Source organism: Fundidesulfovibrio terrae (assembly GCF_022808915.1).
GTDB classification, from domain to species: domain Bacteria; phylum Desulfobacterota; class Desulfovibrionia; order Desulfovibrionales; family Desulfovibrionaceae; genus Fundidesulfovibrio; species Fundidesulfovibrio terrae.
Map to the genome: position 1 here is coordinate 352,325 of NZ_JAKZFS010000002.1, position 20,608 is coordinate 372,932.

At 62.8% G+C, this 20,608-nt stretch carries 15 protein-coding genes; 12 read left to right on the top strand and 3 right to left on the bottom strand.

From position 1 onward, the window contains the following. The first annotated feature begins 130 nt into the window (after positions 1-130). From ML540_RS08770 to ML540_RS08790, 5 genes are all read left to right on the top strand, one after another. On the top strand, positions 131-1,213 hold the full coding sequence (locus ML540_RS08770; RefSeq protein WP_243360066.1) for an HD-GYP domain-containing protein: 1,083 nt from the start codon (positions 131-133) through the stop codon (positions 1,211-1,213). A 119-nt stretch (positions 1,214-1,332) separates the two neighbouring features. Then, on the top strand, positions 1,333-2,154 hold the full coding sequence (locus tag ML540_RS08775) for an alpha/beta fold hydrolase (protein WP_243360068.1): 822 nt from the start codon (positions 1,333-1,335) through the stop codon (positions 2,152-2,154). Between the two features lie 349 nt (positions 2,155-2,503). Continuing rightward, a complete protein-coding gene (locus ML540_RS08780) occupies positions 2,504-4,840 on the top strand; it encodes a PAS domain-containing hybrid sensor histidine kinase/response regulator (RefSeq protein ID WP_243360070.1) in 2,337 nt (778 codons plus the stop codon). 322 nt (positions 4,841-5,162) lie between these two features. Continuing rightward, the gene (gene ychF / locus ML540_RS08785) at positions 5,163-6,263 is read left to right on the top strand and encodes a redox-regulated ATPase YchF (RefSeq protein ID WP_243360073.1); all 1,101 of its coding nucleotides are present in this window, start codon (positions 5,163-5,165) and stop codon (positions 6,261-6,263) included. A 7-nt stretch (positions 6,264-6,270) separates the two neighbouring features. Further along, a complete protein-coding gene (locus ML540_RS08790) occupies positions 6,271-8,919 on the top strand; it encodes an EAL domain-containing protein (protein WP_243360075.1) in 2,649 nt (882 codons plus the stop codon). 78 nt (positions 8,920-8,997) lie between these two features. Here the strand turns inward: ML540_RS08790 and ML540_RS08795 are convergent, their stop codons facing one another. After that, entirely contained in the window at positions 8,998-9,651 is a 654-nt protein-coding gene (locus tag ML540_RS08795; protein ID WP_243360077.1) for a precorrin-8X methylmutase, read from the bottom strand. 136 nt (positions 9,652-9,787) lie between these two features. On the opposite strand from ML540_RS08795, the gene ML540_RS08800 reads away from it, so the two are divergent. The 7 genes from ML540_RS08800 (at position 9,788) to ML540_RS08830 (ending at position 18,805) form a co-directional block, all read left to right on the top strand. Beyond that, positions 9,788-11,017 (top strand): HDOD domain-containing protein, encoded by a 1,230-nt coding sequence (locus tag ML540_RS08800; RefSeq protein WP_243360079.1) that lies wholly within the window; start codon positions 9,788-9,790, stop codon positions 11,015-11,017. Continuing rightward, complete coding sequence (locus ML540_RS08805; RefSeq protein WP_243360080.1) at positions 11,004-12,593, top strand: GAF domain-containing sensor histidine kinase; 1,590 nt, start codon at positions 11,004-11,006, stop codon at positions 12,591-12,593. Before ML540_RS08800 ends, ML540_RS08805 begins: the two co-directional genes overlap by 14 nt. Before the next feature lie 273 nt (positions 12,594-12,866). Next, positions 12,867-14,057 carry a benzoate/H(+) symporter BenE family transporter gene (locus ML540_RS08810; RefSeq protein ID WP_243360081.1) on the top strand — a complete coding sequence of 397 codons (1,191 nt, stop codon included), beginning with the start codon at positions 12,867-12,869 and terminating at the stop codon, positions 14,055-14,057. Next, positions 14,054-14,980, top strand: a complete 927-nt coding sequence (locus tag ML540_RS08815; protein WP_243360082.1) for an ArsR/SmtB family transcription factor — start codon at positions 14,054-14,056, stop codon at positions 14,978-14,980. Before ML540_RS08810 ends, ML540_RS08815 begins: the two co-directional genes overlap by 4 nt. Next, entirely contained in the window at positions 14,977-16,401 is a 1,425-nt protein-coding gene (ahcY, locus tag ML540_RS08820) for an adenosylhomocysteinase (protein ID WP_243360083.1), read from the top strand. The genes ML540_RS08815 and ahcY overlap by 4 nt, the downstream gene beginning before the upstream one ends. Positions 16,402-16,549: 148 nt before the next feature. Next, positions 16,550-17,548 carry a DUF262 domain-containing protein gene (locus ML540_RS08825; RefSeq protein ID WP_243360084.1) on the top strand — a complete coding sequence of 333 codons (999 nt, stop codon included), beginning with the start codon at positions 16,550-16,552 and terminating at the stop codon, positions 17,546-17,548. 891 nt (positions 17,549-18,439) lie between these two features. Then, a complete protein-coding gene (locus ML540_RS08830) occupies positions 18,440-18,805 on the top strand; it encodes a translation initiation factor Sui1 (protein WP_243360085.1) in 366 nt (121 codons plus the stop codon). Positions 18,806-18,857: 52 nt separating this feature from the next. Here ML540_RS08830 and ML540_RS08835 read toward each other — a convergent pair whose 3' ends face one another. After that, positions 18,858-20,003 carry a hypothetical protein gene (locus ML540_RS08835; protein ID WP_243360086.1) on the bottom strand — a complete coding sequence of 382 codons (1,146 nt, stop codon included), beginning with the start codon at positions 20,001-20,003 and terminating at the stop codon, positions 18,858-18,860. Positions 20,004-20,156: 153 nt separating this feature from the next. Continuing rightward, positions 20,157-20,495 (bottom strand): hypothetical protein, encoded by a 339-nt coding sequence (locus ML540_RS08840; protein WP_243360087.1) that lies wholly within the window; start codon positions 20,493-20,495, stop codon positions 20,157-20,159. Positions 20,496-20,608: the final 113 nt, after the last annotated feature.

Sequence of the window (20,608 nt, forward strand, 5' to 3'; positions counted from 1 at the left end):
GGGAAAATCGTTTGACTCAACGCACGAGGATGGTAATAAAATAAGGTCCTCCTTAAGAGAGTGTTGCAGGCGTCCGGAGAAGGTTTCTACGTCTTTGTCGTGGCAGTTCATGTACGCCATGGGGAACGCCATGAAGATTCTCGTGATTGACGATGATCATACCCTGCGGACCTCGCTCCGCGGATTTCTTGAGGATTGCGGCCGTGACGTCGTTCTTGCGGAACATGGCGCGGAAGGCCTCAAGCTCCTGGGGGAGGACCCGGAGATAGGGATCGTCCTGGTGGATTTGAACATGCCGGTGCTTGACGGCTACGGGTTCATCTCCTCCGCCCGGAAGCTTCGCCCGCACCTGCCCATCATCGTCCTTTCCGGCGTGGGCGTGCTTGACGACGCCATCGAGGCCATACGCCTCGGGGCCTGGGACTTCATCTCCAAGCCCGTCATGAACCTCGACGTGCTGCTGCATTCGCTGGATTCCGCCCTGGAGAAGGCCACGCTCATCGAGGAGAACAAGCGATACCAGGACCACCTCGAAGAACTGGTCCGCATCCGGACGCAGCAACTCGAAAAGGCCAACGAGCGGGTGGTGCACTGCCTGGGCAAGGCTGCCGAATTCCGGGACAACGACACGGGCCATCACGTGGTCCGCACCGGAGAGATTTCGGTCATCCTGGCCACGGCCCTGGACATGGGGCCGGATTTCACCCGGCTGATCCGCCTTGCGGCGCCCATGCACGACGTCGGCAAGATTTCCATCCCCGACAGCATTCTGCTCAAGCCTGGGCCGCTGGACGACGCGCAATGGGAGATCATGAAGCGGCACACGGTTTACGGATGCGAGATGCTGCACTTCGACACCAAGGTGGAAAACGGCGGGTGCACGCTTTCGTTGCTTGAAGTGCTTGCGGGGCAGGACGATCTCATCTCCATGGCCCAGAGGATCGCCCTGTGCCACCACGAACGCTGGGACGGCCGGGGTTACCCCAACGGCCTGGGAGGGGGCGACATCCCCGTCGAGGCCAGGATCGTCTCCCTTGTGGACGTCTTCGACGCCCTGGGGAGCGCCCGTTCCTACAAGAAGGCCCTTCCCCAGGAACTCTGCCGCCGCAAGATCCTCGAAGCCCGGGGAACGTACTTCGAGCCGGCCGTGGTGGACGCCTTCGAGCGCCATTACGCGGAAGTGGTGGACGTGCGCGCCAGGCTCACCGACTAGGCGCCGGCCGCATCCGGGCTGCGCATCCGACGGAATCCCCGACACCTGCCGGGCAGCCGAAGAGGCTTTATGACGGGATTTTCCGTTAATCCTCCGTCTCTGCCAGACAAGGAGAAATCATGAGCACATTCAAAACGAGTGACGGCATCTCTCTCTATTTCAAGGATTGGGCTGCAGGCCAGCCCGTGGTTTTTTCTCACGGATGGCCGCTCAGCGCCGACGCCTGGGACGCCCAGATGGTATTCCTCGGCGAACGCGGCTATCGCGTGGTCGCCCATGACCGCCGCGGGCATGGCAGGTCGGATCAGACCTGGAACGGCAACGACATGGACACCTACGCGGACGATCTGGCCGGTCTGATCGAATTCCTGGATCTGAAGGACGCCGTGCTCGTTGGGCATTCCACGGGAGGAGGGGAAGTGGCGCGCTACATTGGACGCCATGGCACCTCGCGCGTGGCCAAGGCCGTCCTGGTGGGAGCGGTCCCGCCGCTGATGCTCAAGACAGGGGCCAATCCCGGGGGATTGCCCATGGAGGTCTTTGACGGCATCCGCAACGCGACCTTCAACAACCGTTCGCAGTTCTTCAAGGATCTCGCCATTCCCTTCTATGGCTACAACCGCGACGGAGCCAAGTTCTCGCAGGGCGTTCAGGATTCGTTCTGGCTCCAGGGGATGCAGGCCGGTTTCAAGAGCGCCCTCGACTGCATCAGGCAGTTTTCCGAGACCGACTTTACTGAGGACCTCAAGAAGATCGACGTACCCACGCTCTTCGTCCATGGCGACGACGACCAGATCGTGCCGATCGGCGCTTCGTCCATTCTCGCCGCCAAGCTGGTGAAGGGTTCGATCCTCAAGGTTTATCCGGGCGCGCCGCACGGCCTGGCCATCACGATGCAGGACAGGTTCAACGCCGATCTGCTGGCCTTCATCAAATCCTAGTATCGCGTCCACGAAATCAATGCACATTTATTTCGTGGATAATGGTTTGAGTTTATTCTTTTATTTTTGAAATACATGTTCATGTTTATCAAAAGTGCGACGCTAGGTCCGCGATTGCGAAAGACGCGAAAGAGGTGCTCCCGAATGTCAGGCAACCGTTTCCGGCTGTTGCCGGAGCGGGTTGCATGGCCGGATTTTCCATGAGGCAAGGTCGTCGTGCCGCGGCGATCTTGAGTGGAATCACGCAAACTCCAGACCGTCCCGGTCTGGATTCTTCTTTCCAAAATCGTTTCGAGCTGTTAGCTTTGGAAGTAGATTTCGAAACAGTTTCCCGGGCGGGAGAAAGGGAATGCGGGATAGTGGGAAGACAAGGGAAGAACTCATAGCTGAACTGGAATTGTTGAGACAAAGCGAGCTGCGGTACCGGACTATCGTCGACACGTCGATTGCAGGAGTCTGGGAGACCGACGAAAAGGGCGTGACCGTATTCAACAATCCGATGATGGCCGTGATGTTCGGTGCCGGGAATCATGGGCTGGCGGGAAGGCCCTATTGGGACTTCGTGTTCGAGGAGGATCTTCCCCTTGCCCATCAGACGTTCTCCGAACTCCTTCGGGGCCAGCTCGACAGATTCGAATTCAGGTTCAAACGCACGGACGGCCAACCCATCTGGACCGAGCTGTCCGTCACGCCGCTTTTCAATTTCGGCCGGATTTCCGGAATATTCGCAGTGGTTTCCGACATCTCAGCGCGCGTGCGCACCGAACAGGCGTTGAGCCAAAGCGAGGAGTTGAGCCGCAAGATCATTCAGGCCACCCCGGATTGCATCAAGATATTGGATGAACACGAGCGGATCGAATACTTCAGCGAGAGCGGCTTGCAGTTGCTGAAACTCGAGAGCCTGACGGGCGTGCTCGGCAGGCGGTATTCGGAATTCTGGGAAGGCTCGGACAAGCAGGAATGCGCGGCCGCCCTTCAGGCCGCGAGGCGCGGCGAAACCGGCAGGTTCACGGGCTACTGCCCCGACGCGGAGGGCCGCCCCATGTGGTGGGACGTGATCATCACCCCCCTGGATGCGACCTCGGGGCTCCGCTTCCTGGTCATCTCCAGGGACATCACCACCCGCAAGCTGGCCGAGGAGGAACTGCTCCAGGCCAAGGACCAGGCACTGGCCGCCAACCGCGCCAAGTCGGAATTCCTGGCCAAGATGAGCCATGAGATCCGCACCCCCATGAACGCCATCCTGGGCATGACCGAGCTGTCCCTGCAACTGGCCTCCAACCCCCTCCTGCTGGACTATCTGCATACCGCGCGGGAGTCGTCGCGCACCCTGCTGGCCATCATCAACGACATCCTGGATTTCTCGAAGATCGAGGAGCTGCGGCTTGCCTTGTCCGAGTCCGATTTCGATCTCCACGAGTTCATCGATTCCCTGCACAAGACGTTCACCGTCCTGGCCGCGCCCAAGGGCCTTTTCCTGCGGGAAACCCTGGAACCCGGCCTGCCGAGGTACCTGCGCGGGGACGTCAACCGGCTTCGCCAGATCCTCAACAATCTGTTGGGCAACGCCGTCAAGTTCACCCAGACGGGGGGCGTCGTCCTGTCGGTCTCCATGGGGCGGGGCCATCCCGGCGGACAAATCCGCTTGCGGTTCGCCGTCACCGACACGGGGCCGGGCATTCCTCCCGGCAAGGAGGAGGCGATTTTCGAGCCGTTCACCCAGGAGTCATCCGGCCACGCCCCGGCCGAAGGAACAGGACTGGGGCTGGCCATCTCCAAGCGGCTCGTGGAAATGATGGAGGGTGATATTACCGTCGAAAGCATCCTGGGAAAAGGCAGCACCTTCACCTTCGAGGTGTCGCTGCACCCGGGTGACGCCGCCGCCTACCGGCGGGGCAGGATCGCGCCGTATGTCTGCGTGGTCCGGAAGCTGCGGGTGCTGGTGGTGGACGACAACGCCGTCAACCTGAAAGTCGCGCAGGCGCTGCTCGCCCGGATCGGGCATGAATCCAGCGCCGTCCAAAGTGGAGAGGAGGCCATCGAGATCCTTTCCGCGAACGCTTTCGACACGGTTCTGATGGATCTCGAAATGGCGGGCATGGACGGCCTGGAAACCACCCGGCGCATCCGGAAGGGAGAGGCGGGCCGGGCGGCGAAGAACGTCCAGATCGTCGCCATCACCGCCCATGCGTTGACCGGCTACCGGGAACGCTGCCTCGAGGCGGGGATGAACGATTTCATTCCCAAGCCCATGGGGATTACGGATCTGACGAGGGTGCTGGGCTGTGTCGCAGGGAATGCGCCCGGGAGGAGCGGCGCCCGGCCTCGCCGTTCGTGTCCGGTGGGCATGGAGGCGGCGGTCAAACGGCTCGGGGGGGATGAAAGGCTCTTCGCAGAGCTATACGAAATGTTCGCTGCAAGCATACCGGATCGCGCCGAGTCAATCAGGTCGGCTCTCGATTCCGGCGATCTGCGTAAGCTGCGGGGAATAGCCCATGCCATCAAGGGGGTGGCCGTGACCCTCGGGGAGGATGGTTGCGCCGACTCGGCCAAGGCCCTTGAATCGGCTGCGGGCAAGGGCGACGCCGCTGACGCGCCCGCGCTGGCCGAGCGCCTTCTGGCGCAATTGGACACGCTCGGCCACGTCCCGCAATGCGGCGTGCGGTCCATGGCCCCCGAGGCCTGATCCGCTCCTCCGGGGTGCGAATCCGCTTGCCCCTCCGTTTCGGCGGCCCGGCCCGGCCGGCCTCGGAAGCCCTCGAGGCAAGGCGGTTTTCTTGACTGGACTCCCGCGGAAAGCCGGGGTAAGAGCCTGCGGTTCCATGCGAGCCGCCCCCTGGCGGCGTCCGCTCCATCCGGGGCTGGAATCCCTGTAAAACAATACCATGTCCTCCCTGGGGATTGACCCCGGTGGCCCCTTCCAGGCCCGCCCGTCTCGATCGCGAGGCCCAGGCGAGGCCGGGACGCCGCCGCCCCGTTTCCCGGGAGGACAGTCACAAGGTGTCGACATGTCGCTCTCCATCGGAATCGTCGGTCTGCCCAACGTCGGCAAGTCCACGCTGTTCAACGCCCTGACCAGGGCCCAGAACGCCCAGGCCGCCAACTACCCCTTCTGCACCATCGAGCCCAACAAGGCCGTGGTGGCCGTGCCCGACGACCGCCTGGAGAAGCTGACCAGCATGGCCAACCCCCAGAAGACCGTCCCGGCCACGGTGGAATTCACCGACATCGCCGGGCTGGTGAAGGGCGCCAGCAAGGGCGAGGGACTGGGCAACAAGTTCCTGGCCAACATCCGCGAGACCCAGGCCATCCTGCACGTGGTGCGCTGCTTCGAGGACGACGACGTGGTGCACGTGCACGGCCAGGTGGACCCCGTGGGCGACATCGAGGTCATCGAAACCGAGCTCATCCTGGCCGACGCCCAGGTGCTGGAGAACCGCATGGACCGCCTGCGCAAGCAGGCCAAGGCGGGCAAGGAGCACCAGGCCAAGCTGGCCGTGGCCGAGAAGCTGCTGGCCCACCTGATGGAGGGCAAGCCCGCCTCCGCCATGGAGGGCGCGGACGAGGGGGCCATGGCCGAACTGTTCGCGGAGCTGGCCCCCATCACGGCCAAGCCGGTGATCTACTGCGCCAACGTGGACGAAGCCGGCCTCACGGAGGACGGCTCCCAGGTTCAGGCCGTGCGCGCCTTCGCCGCCAGGACGGGCGCCCCCGTGGTCAAGGTCTGCGCCAAGATGGAAGAGGAGATGGCCACCCTGGCCGACGAGGAGCGCCTTGAGTTCCTGGAATCCTACGGCGTGGACAGCTCCGGCCTTGACCAGGTCATCCGTACCGGCTACGCGGTACTTGGATTGATCAGTTATTTCACCGTGGGGCCCAAGGAAGTGCGGGCCTGGACGATAGAGAACGGCTGGAAGGCCCCCAAGGCCGCCTCGGTGATCCACACCGATTTCGAGCGCGGCTTTATCCGGGCCGAGGTGATCTCCTACCAGGACTACGTGACCCATGCCTCCGAGGCCGCCTGCCGGGCGGCGGGCGTGCTCAGGCAGGAAGGCAAGGAATACGTGTTCAAGGACGGGGACGTGGTGCATTTTCTGTTCAACGTCTGAGGAGCCCATGAGCAAGTCCGCCCCCCCGCCGCCGTCAGGCGAGGGGATAAGTCCCCGCCTCGAGGAGTGCGACTCCAGGACGCGCGAGATACTGCGCGCCCTGGGCGAGTCCGAGAGCACGGCCTGGGCTCTGCTCAACGCCACGCTCGATTCCGCCTTCCTCATGGACCGCGACGGGATCATCCACGCGGCCAACGAGCGCGGCGCGATCAAGATGGGCGCGCCCGACGCCAGGTCCATGGTCGGCCGCAGCATGGGCGACTTCATTCCCCGCGAGGTTTTCGAGAGACGCCTCGAGTCCATCCGCGTGGTGTTCGCGTCGGCCAAGCCTTTGCGCACGGAGGACCTTCGCGCGGGCCTGGTCTTCGACAACAATCTGGTGCCGGTGTTCGACGGCACGGGCAAGGTCTCCAAGGTGGCGATCTTCGCGCGCGACATCACCCAGCGGCGCGAGACCGAGGCCAAGCTTCGCCGCCGGGCCTTCCAGCAGGGCGTGGTGGCCGAGCTCGGGCTTTTCGCCCTGGGCTCCATGACCCCGTCCGAACTCATGCGCAGGACCTGCCGCCTTCTGTCCACGATCTTCGAAGTCGAGTATGCCGAGGTGCTGGAACTCTCGCCCGCCCGGGACAGGCTGACGCTGGTGGCGGACGCGGGCTGGAACGCGGATACGCCGATCCAGGTCGGCGTCGAGGGCACCCAGGCGGGCCTGGCCCTCTCCACCAACGCCCCGGTGGTGGTGGAGAATCTCCTGACGGACAAGCGGATATCGGAACCCGGCCTGCTCGGGCGCCATGGGGTGGCAAGCGGCATAAGCGTGGTCATCCACGGCACGGGCGGACCCTACGGGGTGCTCGGCGTGCACTCCACCAGGCCCAGGGGGTTCTCCGACGACGACGTCCACACCCTCCAGTCCGTGGCCAACGTCCTTTCCGACGCGGTGGAGCGCTTCCACGCGCTCAAGGCCCTGGAAAACCTGTCCGAGCGCAATGCCGCCGTGCTCGATTCCGTGGCCCTGGGCATCTTCGGCGTGGACAAGGCCGGGCACGTCACCTTCGCCAACCCGGCCGTGGAGCGCCTGACGGGGTATTCCTCCGAGGAGCTCCTGGGGGCCCATTCCCACCGGCTCCTGCACCACACCCGCCCGGACGGCTCCGCCTACCCCGAGGAGGAGTGCCCCCTGACCCATACCCTCTCCGACGGCAGGCACCGGCACGTGGAAGAGGACCTCTACTGGCGCAAGGACTCCACCGGCTTCCCCGTGGACTGCTCCATCGCCCCCCTGTCCGCCGGTGGCGCCGTGCAGGGCGCGGTGGTGCTCTTCGAGGACATCACCGAGCGCAAGCGCGCCCAGGAGCGCCTGCGCAGGCAGGCATTCTTCGACGAGCTCACCGGCCTGCCCAACCGCGCCCAGCTCAAGGCCCGCCTGGAGGCCAGCCTGGCCAGGACCCCGGACATCCCCCGGTTCGCGCTGCTCTTTCTGGATCTGGACGACTTCAAGGTGGTCAACGACGGCCTGGGGCACGATTTGGGCGACCGGCTGCTGCGCTCCCTGGGCGAGCGCCTGAGCGAGGCCGCCGGGCCCGGAAGGATGCTGGCCCGCACCGGCGGCGACGAGTTCGCCATCCTCATCGACGAGCCCTACGCCCCGGGACTGGCCGGAGACGTGGCCCGGCGCATCCACGAGGAGCTGGCCGCCCCGGAGCGGCTGGACGGATACGAGCTGTTCATGTCCTGCAGCATCGGCCTCGTGCTGGACGACCGCTACCAGAGCGTGGACGACGTGCTGCGGGACGCCGACACGGCCATGTTCAAGGCCAAGGCGCTGGGCAAGGGGGAGACCGCCGTGTTCGACACGGCCATGCACGCCGAGGTGCGCGCCCGGCTGCTCCTGGAGAACGACCTGCGCCGGGCCCTGGAGCGCGGCGAGTTCTTCCTGGTCTACCAACCCATCGTGGAGCTTGACGGACGCACCCCGGCGGGCTTCGAGGCCCTGCTCCGCTGGCGGCACCCCGAACACGGGGTCATCCCTCCCCTGGAGTTCATCCCGGTGGCCGAGGCGTCGGGGCTCATTCTGCCCATCGGGGAGTGGGTGATCTCGGAAGCATGCTCCCAGCTGGCCCGGTGGCGCGAGCAACTGCCCAGGGCGCAGGGGCTGACCGTGAGTGTGAACCTTTCAGGACGCCAGTTCATCCAGGAAGACCTGACCGGACGCATCAGCCGGATCGTCGGGGCTTCCGGCCTGCCGCCCAGGTGCGTGAAGCTCGAGATCACCGAGAGTGTGGTCATGGACAACGCCGAACGGGCCGTGGAAATGCTTACGGAACTCAAGGACCTGGGCATCTCCACCATGATCGACGATTTCGGCACGGGCTATTCCTCGCTGGCCTACCTGCGCCGCTTCCCCGTGGACGCCCTTAAGGTGGACCGGGCCTTCGTTCGCAACCTGCACCAGGACCGGGACAACCTGCATATCGTCAAGGCCGTGGTGCAGCTGGCGGGCAGCCTGGAGATGGACGTGGTGGCCGAGGGCATCGAAGGCGAGGACGAGCTCAAGGCGCTCCAGGAGCTCGGCTGCGGCTACGGCCAGGGCTATCACTTCGCCCGGCCCCTGGCGGCCGGGGCCGCCTTCGAATACCTGCGCCAGGCCTTCGGCTGAGCCGGGCCACGCTCGCGCGCGGGACCACGCCTCTTCCGTTTTGACGAGTCCGGAATCCAGGCCGCCCGGAAGCTCCCGCTACGACCCGGCCCGCAAGGCCATCTCGGCCAGGGCGTTCACGCAGGCCGCCGCCAGGGGTGAGCCCCCCTTGCGCCCGGAGATGCAGATGTAGGGCGTGTCCGCGCGCTCCATGAGCAGAGCTTTGGATTCCGCGGCGTTGACGAATCCCACGGGCATCCCCACCACCAGTTCCGGGCGGACCTTTCCCTCGTCGATGAGTTCCAGGAGCCGCAAGAGGGCCGTGGGCGCGTTGCCGATGGCGAACACCAGCGGCCCCTCGCAGCGCGCGGCCTCCTCCATGGCCAGCCGGGCCCGGGTCACGCCCAGGTCCCTGGCCCTGGCGGCGAGCTCTGGGTCGCCCATCCAGCAGGCGGTGCGGCATCCCAGGGCGTCCAGCCGGTGCGACGGAATGCCCGCCTGGCACATGCGGGTGTCGGTGACGATTACCGCACCGGAGCGCAGCGCGTTGATTCCCGCGTGCACCGATCCGGGGGAGAAGCGGACGATATCCAGCATGTCGAAGTCCGCCGAGGTGTGGATGAGCCTGCGGACCACTTCCCATTCCCCGCCCGTGAACGGACGGGGCTCGGGCACTTCCGAATCGATTATGGCGAAGCTTTTGCGTTCGATCCCGGCGGGATCGACGGTTTCGCTCAAGGTGACTGTGTTCATTCCCGCACCCTAGCGCTTCCCGAGGCCGGAGCCAAGGGCTTGGCTTGACAAACCCGTCTGGAATGGTCTTGAAAGACCGGATGCAGTTTGCTTCTCCGCTTCACGCCGGGGGCTTCGCCATCCCGGGGGCGCGCTCGTGAGGGTGTCCGATCTCCACCCCGGCCTCGTGCTGGCCCGCGACGTGCGCGACGTGAACGGACGCCTGCTCATAAGCGGCGGCACGTGCCTCAATGACCGCTTCATCGGCGTGCTCAAGGCGTGGGGCGTGGGCGAGGTCCAGGTGGAGGGCGAGAAAGCCAGCGAACCGGGCGAAGCCGGGCTCGAGGAAGCGCTGGCGCAGGCCGAAGAAATCATGGACGCCCGCCTGGCCCGCAACGATCTTTCCCATGGGTTCGTCCAGGAAGTGTTCCGTCTGGGCGCGGCGCGCATCGCCGCTGCCATCGAGCGGGGCGAGCCGTGCGCGCCGCCTCCGGTGGAGCTCGGCGAGCCCGAACCCCGGAGCGAATCGGCCCAGGTGCTGGACCTGGAGGCCCTGACCGCTTCGAACCCCGCGCTTGGGGCCATGCCCGAGGTGCTGGCCCGCCTGGCCCAGGCCATGGAGAACCCTTCCGCCTCGCCGGTGGAGGTGGCGGGCATCATCCAGAACGATCCGGCGCTCGCGGCCAAGCTCCTCAAGGTGGCCAATAGCGCCCTGTACGGCTTTCCCCAGCGCATCGACACCATTTCCCGGGCCGTGACGGTCATCGGGGTGCAGCAGCTCTCGGCCCTGGCGCTGGGCGTGTCGGTCATGGACATGTTCAAGGACATCCCCCGCGACGTGCTGAACGTCCGGGGATTCTGGCGGCACTGCCTGGCCTGCGCCTGTGGCGCGCGCGCCTTGGCCTCGGCCCTGGGCATGCCCAACACCGAGCGCATATTCGTTTCGGGGCTTTTGCACGACGTGGGGCTGCTTCTTTTCATCCTGCACGCCCCGGACCGCTTCCGCCAGGTGCTGCAACTGGTGCGCGAACGCGGGGAGAGCCTGACCGGCGCGGAACGGCGCGTCCTGGGCGTGGACCACGGGCTGGCCGGGGGCGCCCTGCTGGCAGGCTGGGGGCTGCCGCCCTCCCTGACCGAGGCCACGCGCCACCATCACGAGCCGCTGGCCTCCCCGGACATCCGCAACGTGGCCATCGTGCATGTGGCGGATTTCCTGGCCGAGGCGCTGGTGGCCGGCTCCGGCGGGCAGTCCGTGCTCATGCCCCTGCACACGGTGGCCTTCGACATGCTCGACGCTCCGTCCGGCGTGGCCGGGACGGTGGTCTCCCGGGTGGAGGACCAGCTTGGACAACTCGAATCCATCTTCATGCAGAATGTCTCCCATTGACGCGCACAAGACCGGCCAGCCGGACGACAGCCCCCCCCGCGACAGGCTGTCCCACCTGGAGGAGACCACCCGTTTCGCGCTGGCGGCCCTGGACCAGGCGGCCGCGCTGTCCGATTTTTCCCTGAGCCTGGCCCGTATGGCCGGGCCTGAGCCCATCCTGGACGCCTGCCTGCAGAAGGTCGGGAAGCTGATGACCTTCGACGCCGTGGGCGTCATGCTGGTGGACGAGGAGGACTCCTCCTTCCATATGGTCCGGACCGAGCCCGCCGAAGAGGCGCAAAACCTCGACGATTTCGCCCGGGCCTGCATCGAGGACGGCACCTTCGCCTTCGCCCTGCGGGAGAAAAGGGCCGTGCTGCCCCTGGCCGCCCCCGGCCAGCCCCGCCGCCTGCTGCACGTGATCACCACCGCCTCGCGCACCCGGGGCATGTTCGTGGCCTCGTTCGCGCGACCGCTGCCGGGGCTGTCGGAAGTTTCCCTGTCGATCCTGTCCATCGTGCTGGGCAACACCGCCCAGGCGTTGGAGAACCTGCACCTGCACCAGCGCATCCAGGCCATGAACAGCTCCCTGGAGGACAAGGTGTCGAGCCTTGCCAGCTCGGAGTCCGAGCTCATGCGCAACCGGGACAACCAGGACCGGCTCATCGAGGAGAAGACCCGCGAACTGCAGGCCACCCTGAACCGGCTTGAAGAGGAAGTGCGCCACCGCAAGAAGGCCGAGACCCTGCTGGAGACCCTGAACCAGCGTCTTGAGGCCAAGGTGGAGGTGCGAACCAAGGCGCTCTTCCGCAAGGTGGCCGAGATGGAGGCGGCCAACAAGCAGCTCAAGCAGCTTGAGCGGCTCAAGTCCTCCTTCCTGTCGTCAGTGTCCCACGAGCTGCGCACGCCGCTGACGTCCATCATGGGGTTCGCCAAGCTCATCGCCAAGGATTTCGAAAGGTTCTTCCGGCAGAATCCGGACAGCCCCCTGTGGGGCAAGGCCGTGCGGATACTGCGCAACCTGGGCATCGTGGAAAAGGAATCCGAACGCCTGACCCGGCTCATCAACGACGTGCTGGACCTGACGCGCATCGAATCCGGCAAGATGCCCTGGCGCGACGAGCGCGTGAGCATCGTGGAAGTGGTGGCCGATGCGGTCATGGCGTTGGAAGGTCGCTTCGAGGCCCGGCCGGCGGTGTCGCTGCGCCTGGACATGCCCAAGCGGCTGCCCCGTGTGGTGGCCGACCGCGACCGCATCCTTCAGGTGCTCATCAACCTGCTGGACAACGCCCTCAAGTTTACCGAGGAGGGCCAGGTCACCGTGGAGGCGGGGCTCACCGAGGACGGAAGCATGCTGCTGGTCTGCGTGGAGGACACGGGCCCGGGCATCGCCCCGGAGGAGGCCGAAAAGGTCTTCGACAAGTTCCACCAGCACGACCGCAAGGACACCCTCAAGGACAAGCCCAAGGGCACGGGCCTGGGCCTGGCCATCTGCCGCCACATAGTGACCCGCCACGGCGGCTTCATCTGGATGGAGCCCGCCAGGGAGCGGGGCAGCGTGTTCTGCTTCACCCTGCCCCTCGGCACCTCCGAATAGCCCCTGGAAGATCCCGCATCCCCCTCGTCGCCGTGACCGCTCGCGCCGTTGACGAGCAGGGGCTTTCTTCAAAGATGCCGGCATGGGCGACTTTACCGCCAAGCCGGTCTATATCCCCGAAATGATGAACGTCCTGCGCAAATACCGCCCGGTATGGCCTTCCGGCCCGGCTTCGGGCGGATAACTGGGGGCCCCGAAAAAGCGCTTGACGGAGGAGGGGGAGTTCAGTAGTTCCTCATATCAACATATCTTGATATAAAGATGGATGCACGTATGGTCACAGCAGCACTCAAACACCGCGCTTTCCTAAGCGACTTCTCCCTGTCCGCCGCCGTGGCCGGGGTCATCGCCGTGGCCGTGTCCTTCGGCGGGCCAGCGGCCATCATCTTCCAGGCCGCCAAGGTGGCCGGGCTCTCCCCGGCGCAGCTTTCCAGCTGGATATGGGCCATCTCCATCGGCAGCGGGCTCACCGGAGTCTATCTCTCCTGGCGCTTCCGCGAGCCGGTGATCACCGCCTGGTCCACTCCGGGCGTTGCCTTGCTTGCGGCCGGGTGGGCCGCCTACCCTTACCCCGAGGCCGTCGGGGCCTTCATCGTCTCCGGGGCGCTCATCACCGTGGCCGGGGCCAGCGGCGTGTTCCAGGCCATGATGGACCGCATCCCCAAGCCCGTGGTGTCGGCCATGCTGGCGGGCATCCTGTTCCGCTTCGGCGTGGACGTGTTCGGCTTCCTGAAAAGCGCCCCGGTGCTGGCCGGGGTCATGATAGCCACCTATCTCACCGCCAAGCGCGTAAGCCCCCGCTACGCCATCGTGTGCACGCTGCTGTCCGGGTTCGCGGCTGCCGGGCTCACCGGGGGGCTCGATTTCTCCTCGGTGCACGCGTCGCTCGCCGTGCCGGTGCTCACCATGCCTTCCTTCCGGTTGGGGGCCATCGTGGGGCTCGGGCTGCCGCTCTTCCTCGTGACCATGACCGGGCAGAACGCCACGGGCCTGGGCGTCATGCGCGCCAGCGGCTACCACACCCCGGCGACGCCCCTGGTGACGCTCACCGGATTGTTCTCCACGGCGCTGGCTCCCTTCGGCTGCCACGGGGTGAACCTGGCGGCCATCACCGCGGCCATCTGCACCGGCCCCGAGGCCCACGCCGATCCGTCCCGGCGCTACGTGGCCGGCATCGTCTGCGGGCTGTGCTACCTGGCCGTGGGAGTGTTCGGCGCGGCCCTGGTGGGCGTGTTCACCTCGCTGCCCGGCGCGCTCATCGCGGTGGTGTCGGGTCTGGCCCTGTTCGGGGCCATCGCCTCGGGGCTGACCCAGGCCATGGAGGACGCGGGCAGGCGCGAGGCCGCGCTGGTGACGCTTCTCATCACCGTTTCCGGCGTGAGCTTCTTCGGCATAGGCTCGGCCTTCTGGGGCCTGGCCGGCGGACTTCTGGCCGACCGGGTGCTGCACGCGAGGCGCGCGTGAGCTGTCCGCCGCTGTCCGCCTTCAAGGCCCTGGCCGACGAAACCCGGCTTCGGCTTCTGCGGCTGCTGACTCGCTTCGAGCTGAACGTGGGCGAGATCGTGGGCGTGCTGAACATGGGCCAGTCGCGCATCTCGCGCCATCTGCGCATCCTGGTGGAGTCGGGGCTTCTGGAGGCCCGGCGCGACGGCCTGTGGGTGTTCTACGCCGCGCGCAAGACGGATTTTCTTGCATCCATCGCTCCTCATATCACAGGCTGCGGCCCGGACGAGGACCTCGTCGCCGCCCGCGCCGCCCTGGACGCCCGCAACAGCGAAACGCGCCGCTTCTTCAACGCCATCGCCCCGGACTGGCAGGCCATGCGCCGCGAGGTGTTGGGCGACCTGGACCTGGACGCGCTGATTCTTGAGCGCCTCCCCGACTGCGAGATCGCCGTCGACCTGGGCTGCGGCCCGGGGGAGCTGCTTTCGGCCCTTTCCGCCAAGGCGCGCGGGCTTATCGGCGTGGATGCCTCGCCCGCCATGCTCGATCTGGCCCGACGCAAGGTGAAGTTGGCCGGGGCGAGCCTTCGCGTGGGGGAGCTCGAGCATCTGCCCTTGGCCGACTCCGAGGCGCAGACCGCCGTGCTGAGCCTGGCCCTGCACCACCTCTCCGATCCGCTGGCCGCCCTCAGGGAGGCCCGGCGCGTGGTGGCTCCCGGCGGCACGCTTGTGGTGGTGGACTACCTCAAGCACGCAAACGAACTCATGCGCGAGCGCTTCGGCGACCGCTGGCTGGGCTTCGAAGCGAAAGAAATGTCCGGCTGGCTTGACCAGGCCGGATTCATCCTGGATACGGTCGAAACAACACCCGTCAAACTGGGCCTGGAGCTGGGCGTCTACACCGCCCGCAGGCCCTCAATTCCCCAAGTGGAGGACTCCAAATGAGCGTTACGCCTCTTGACCTGAAGCTGCCCTACAAAGTCGCCGACATGTCCCAGGCCGAATGGGGCCGCAAGGAGATGATCATCTCCGAGAACGAGATGCCCGGCCTCATGGCCGTGCGCGCCAAGTACGGCCCGCAGAAGCCCCTCAAGGGCCTGAAGGTGGCCGGCAGCCTGCACATGACCATCCAGACCGCCATGCTCATCGAAACCCTGTACGAGCTGGGCGCGGACATCCGCTGGGCCAGCTGCAACATCTACTCCACCCAGGACCACGCCGCTGCGGCCATCGCCCAGGCCGGCACCGCCGCCGTGTACGCCTGGAAGGGCGAGACCCTGGAGGAGTACTGGTGGTGCACCGAGATGGCCCTGACCTGGCCTGACGGCTCCGGCCCGGACCTGATCGTGGACGACGGCGGCGACGCCACCCTGTTCATCCACTACGGCGTCAAGGCCGAGAAGGACCCCTCGATCCTCTCCAAGCCCACCGACAACAAGGAATTCGCCATCATCCTCGCCCGCCTGGCCGAGTCCGTGAAGTCCTCCAAGACCCGCTTCACCGAGTGGGTCAAGAAGATCAAGGGCGTGTCCGAGGAGACCACCACCGGCGTGCACCGCCTCTACCAGATGATGAAGGACGGCGAGCTGCTGTTCCCGGCCATCAACGTCAACGACTCCGTGACCAAGTCCAAGTTCGACAACCTCTACGGCTGCCGCGAGTCCCTGGCCGACGGCATCAAGCGCGCCACCGACGTGATGGTGGCCGGCAAGGTGGTGGTCGTGGCCGGATACGGCGACGTGGGCAAGGGCTGCGCCCAGTCCATGCGCGGTTTCGGCGCCCGGGTGATCATCACCGAGATCGACCCCATCTGCGCCCTCCAGGCGGCCATGGAAGGCTACGAAGTGACCACCATGGACGAGGCCTGCTCCCAGGGCGACATCTTCGTCACCGCCACCGGCTGCTCCGACGTGGTCACCGGCGCGCACATGGAAAAGATGCGCGAAGGGGCCATCATCTGCAACATCGGCCACTTCGACTCCGAGATCGCCATGCACTACCTGGAGAACTCCAAGGAGTGCAAAAAGGACGTGATCAAGCCCCTGGTGGACAAGTGGACCATGAAGTCCGGCCGGTCCATCCTGGTGCTGGCCGAGGGCAGGCTTGTGAACCTGGGCTGCGCCACCGGCCACCCCAGCTTCGTCATGTCCAACAGCTTTACGAACCAGGCCCTGGCCCAGATCGACCTGGCGCTCAAGAAGTACGAGATCGGCGTATATACGCTGCCCAAGCTCCTGGACGAGGAGGTCGCCCGCCTGCACCTGGAGCGCCTGGAAGTGAAGCTGGACAAGCTCACCCCCGACCAGGCCAAGTACCTGGGCATCAAGCCCGAGGGGCCGTTCAAGCCGGATCACTACCGCTACTAGGCCATTGGCCGCCTTCGGCACCTGAGAATACACGGAGCGCCCGGAGAAATCCGGGCGCTTTTATTAGTCTCTGTAGAACCTACGTTTGACAGCAAAGAATTGCCCTTATAAAATAATTATTGAATACATTTGGCATGGAGGGGTTCATATGGACAGGGTAGAATATCAATCGCTAATAATTCAAGATATAATTAATTTGAAACGGTCGGATGAACTGAATTTATCGCCCTGGTATCAACGACGTTCAGTGTGGTCTAATTCGCAAAAATCATATTTAATTAATACAATACTCGAGCAAAAGCCTATACCTGCCATATATGTGCGCCACTCAATTGATCTTGAAAAAGGGAAAAGCATGCGTGAAGTTGTTGACGGTCAGCAGCGAACGCGAACAATAATAGAATATTCTGATGGAGAGTTTGCTGCAAGGCATCCAGAACATGCTAGAAAGGTGAAATTTAATCAGCTAAGCAGGGCGCAACAACAAAAATTTCTTATGACGTCGATTCCTGTTGGGTATTTGCTTGGAGCTTCTGATTACGATGTGATAGATATATTCGGTAGAATTAACTCTGTTTCTAAGACATTGAATGCACAAGAAAAAAGAAACGCAGCTTACAGTGGGGAGATGAAGCAATTCTGTCTTCACCAGGCAGCGAATAGAGTTTCATTTTGGAGGAATTATAATATTTTTTCTTCAAACGATATTGCAAGAATGATTGAGATACAGTTTGTTTCAGATGTTGTTTATAATATATTACACGGGCTGTCTGATTTTAGCAATCAAGAGATTGACAATATGTATGGGAAGTACGATGAGGATTTCCCCTTGGCCGAAAACGTTGAAGCACGTTTAAATAGGGTTTTTAACTTTATTGTTGGATTGGATCCAGATGTAGTTAAGGAGACTATCTTTGCGCGCCAACCACTTTTTTTCTCATTGATCATTGCGTTGGATTCGTTAGATACATTGAGTGCCACTGTTGTTGAAAGGGCTTTGCGCGAAATTGATTCGCGGTTTGTAACTATGGAAAATAGAATGTTGGCCGACGTGCAATTCTATAATGCGAGTAATTCAACTACGCAGCGAATTGCGCAGAGAACTGTGAGGCATCACTATATCATTCATTACTTGACAAATGCCTAGGCCGCTTCTTTCAAATACTTTCCGAGGTGCATCCACTTCACTTGCGAGGCTTGTTTCAATAAGAAGTGATTCTGTACACCTCCCGGCAAAATACCAGCAATTTGTTGCTGAAATGATTATGCTCCGGTTATTTTCAGTTCTCGAAAAAACAATAGCAGAGATTGCTTACAAAATATGCTGTGGTGCAGAATATATTAACGGGAATGTTCCTGTCTTGTTGTATCGTGCTTGTAGTATTCAAGATGCTCGGGCTGCTATGTTGTCACGCGGCAGGGCTAGGATTGCTAGCGAGTTAAAGTGGACAAAGTCGAAATATATAGCTGATAGTACAAAGTATACTATTGATGGTCACGAGAAATTTATATTCTTTGCAAGAACGCATGGAGGGATGTTGGATGAGATGCGGAAGGTTAGAAACCATATTGCACATAACAACTCCTCGACGCGATTAAATTACAAGCAAGTAGTTAGAATGAGTTATGGTGCTGATGTGAAAACACCAGTTGGTGTTTTTTTAACTTCTACGAAGCGGGTCCCTGTCTCGAAAATTGATGAATATCTTGTATCTACTCGAATCATTATCAATGATATGGTGAGTGGATAATGTTTGTTCTCTTGATTGTCTAAGGGCCAAATCAAAACTGAATCAGATCAAGTGGGCGAGCAGCGGAATATTCTAGCTTGATGGATCTTGGCTTACTTACAAGCCCGATCATTATCGCTACTAGGCCGCAACCGGCATCATGGATCGCACGGGCCGGAGGGACGAAAGCCTCTCCGGCCTTTTCGCGTCTTCCCGGACTGGACGGGATGCGGGGCGGCGGCGTATTGGTCCTGCGGCTGCCGGGCCAGGCTCGCGCCTGCAATCATCCGGCAGATTCAGAGAACACCATGGCCCTTCGCAGCACCAAGAATTCCAGCCTCGTCTATTCCACGGAACTTGGAGGCTCCTGCCCGAAATGCGGCAAACCCCTGGCCTCGTGCGCCTGCGGCAAGAAACCGTCCGCCCCGAAAGGCGACGGCGTGGTGCGTATCATGCGCCAGACCAAGGGGCGAAAGGGCAGCGGCGTCTGCCTGATCACCGGGCTGCCCCTGGCCGGGGCGGAACTCGAGAAGCTGGCCAAGCAGCTCAAGCAGCGCTGCGGCTCGGGCGGCACGGTCAAGGACGGGGTCATCGAGGTCCAGGGCGACCACCGAGAGACGCTTCTCGCGGAGCTGAAAAAGCTCGGCTACACGGTGAAGCTCGCGGGTGGGTGAAGAGGTTGCCTTCAGCCTGGCCGCGATATCGCGGTAGAGTCTGAAGGCTCAATCATTGCTGGACCAGTTCAATTTCCTGCTCCATGCGAATCGTCTTCTTCCCTATGTTGTCGCTCATCGTGACGAGGAATTTGTATTTTCCAAGAGCGTCATTGTTGTCAAATGTAATGTCGATATATGACTCTGGATTGTGTATCATGAATCGTGCGGGAAATTTGTGTTTGACGGGCTTCAGTTGGTCCTTCCCGACTGGGTCACTTTCTCCGTTTGGCTTGATGAGCGTTATCGTATAGGATACGTCGCCGCTCAAGTCTTCGTTGAGTTCCATTCCGGTGAAGAGTATGTTCAGAATCACAGGATCGCCGCGCTTGACGGATTTGATCTGGGTGAAGTTCATCTGCTGTTTGCTTGGTTTTTGAAACTCCTTCAGTTGGTCCGGCCCAGTCAGTATCAGGAGGGCGGAGAAATCACCGGCAGCATTGGGAAGGCGAGTCAACTTGGCCTTGTTGTCGGCGATGATCTCGTCGATACGCGTTTTCGTCTGGCCGGTTCTCGTTTTGGACTCCCGAACCAGCAGTCGGTTCACGGTTTCATGCTGTCGCATGTTGCTCGAAAGCGACCATGCCGCAGCCTTCCGGGTGATTTCATCCAGCTTGGCGTCGCCGGTCAGGGCGTACCCGTCATCCAGGACGTTCACGATCTTGGCCGGGAACGCATCGTTTCCGGAAGCGAAGAATGCCCCCCAGAGGAAGTCCAGGTCGCCTGGCCGCGTTGGGTTGATGTCCTGAATCCTTTTGGGCGGCTTCGCGACGAATTCCGGATTCTCATGAAATATTTCCTGAATCATTTTGGAATTTCCCGACAGCCACAAAGCCCTTTCGATAACCTCTTTCGTTTTCCCCGTGAATGCGGCGCTGGAGGCCCAGGCCGAAACCTTGGACGGGTTGTCGGAGAAAATGACCGCCAGAAACCCCATCATGCCGGGGAGTGCACTGGTCCGGTTGTCCAATACCTGGGAGTTCTGAAGTTGTTGCAAAAACATGGGGACCATGGCGGAGTTCTTGCTCAGGTAGTAGTAGCTCATCCAGTCGGAGGATAAATCCTGGCTTGGCGGTGTATCCGGACCGGCGGCGGTTGCACTGCGCGAGGTACACAAAAGAGCGATCAAGAGCCACGACATTAAGCGCAACAGGGGCATGGGGGCTCCTTGAGGTTATTGGATTTAATGCTCGATAAGTGTAGCATCGCGATTTATCAGTCGCAATATTTGTTTCGCATGATCGATTCAAATTAAAAAAAATGAAAGGCCCGGTCCATGTGGGCCGGGCCTTTCATGTTGCTCGCGCGGGGTCTAGCGCCAGTAGCCGCTGATCCAGACCCAGCCCCCGCCGTGGCGCTCCCAGTGGCCGGGCACCCAGGCTGCGTGGGGGTGGGGCTTCACGCGCCAGTGGCCGGGCTCCCAGATCCATTCCCCGTGCCATACCCAGTGCCCGGGCACCCAGACGTGGCGCGGGCTGGGCGCGGTTTCCACGATGACCTCCTCGCGCGGGGCGGGCGGAGGCGGAGCCTGGATGACGATCCGCTCCGCGGGGGGCGGGGCAGGGGCCACGCGCACGGCGCAGCCGGAAAACGCGGCGGCCAGGGCCAGGACGGCCAGCATCGAGACAATGGTTTTCTTGCCGAACTTCACGGATCACTCCTTTGCGGGACGTTCATGGCACCACCTAATTGCCGCGCGGCCGCGCTGTCCAGCATGCGAGGATTACCCTTTTGAAAGCGGCCGCGCTGCGCATCCTCCCGGCT